Source organism: Thermoanaerobacter thermocopriae JCM 7501 (assembly GCF_001310975.1).
GTDB classification, from domain to species: domain Bacteria; phylum Bacillota; class Thermoanaerobacteria; order Thermoanaerobacterales; family Thermoanaerobacteraceae; genus Thermoanaerobacter; species Thermoanaerobacter thermocopriae.
On record NZ_BAZY01000076.1, the window covers coordinates 1 to 1,009 of the forward strand.

Here is a 1,009-nt window from a genome sequence, read left to right on the forward strand (position 1 = left end):
TAAATTAAATTTGGGAGGCATAAAAAATGGGTGTTAAAATTGCCATTGTAAATTCCAGCAGTTTTGGTAAGCATTTTCCTGAACATATGGAAAGGTTAAAAGCATTAGGAGAAGTCGAAAGATTTGAACTTCCCCACGATATGAGAGGGAAGGCTTTAGCGGAAAAGCTAATGGGGTATTCTGTAATAATTGCCAGTGTCAAGCCATATTACGATAAGGAGTTTTTTGAGCATAAAGACAAAACTCTTTTAATAACACGTCACGGCATAGGTTATGATACAATAGACATTAAAAGTGCTACTGAAAAGGGAGTTATTGTAACGAAAGTTGAAGGCATTGTAGAAAGGGAGGCTGTAGCCGAAAACGCTATTGCACTTTTACTAGATGTTATGAAAAAAGTAAGGTCTGCCTCACTTAAAGTGAAAGAAGGAAAGTGGGAGGAAAGAGCGAGCTTCATTGGATATGAAATAAAAGACAAAGTTGCAGGAATTATAGGTATTGGAAATATTGGAAGCAGAGTTTGTGAAATCCTGAAATATGGGTTTGGTGCTAAAGTAGTGGCTTATGACCCTAATCTTTCAGCAGAAGAAATAGAGAAAAGGGGAGCAGAGCCTGTCACATTAGAGGAACTTTTAAAGAGGGCAGATATAATTTCTCTAAATGCTTCGCTAAATCGCGACAATTATCACATTCTTTCTCATAAAGAATTTGCCATGATGAAAAAAGGTACATTTATTGTCAATACAGCAAGAGGAGAACTTATAGACACAGAGGCTCTGATTAAGGCGTTAAAGGAAGGAATAGTTTTAGGAGCAGGGTTAGATGTTATAGAAGGGGAACCTATTGACGAAAATCATCCTCTTTTGGCATTTGACAACGTCATAATAACGCCTCACACTTCTGCATACACTTATGAATGCCTAAAAGGCATGGGGGACAAAGTTGTTTCTGATGTAGAGAAAGTTTTAAGAGGAGAAATACCTGAAGGGGTAATAAATAAAGAAGTTTT

The 1,009-nt window shown here is 37.0% G+C and carries 1 protein-coding gene; it reads left to right on the top strand.

Annotation, left to right across the window (positions count from 1 at the left end; genetic code table 11):
* Nucleotides 1-26: 26 nt before the first annotated feature.
* A partial coding sequence (locus JCM7501_RS12410; RefSeq protein ID WP_054644890.1) for a D-isomer specific 2-hydroxyacid dehydrogenase family protein occupies nucleotides 27-1,009 on the top strand: 983 nt, incomplete at its 3' end.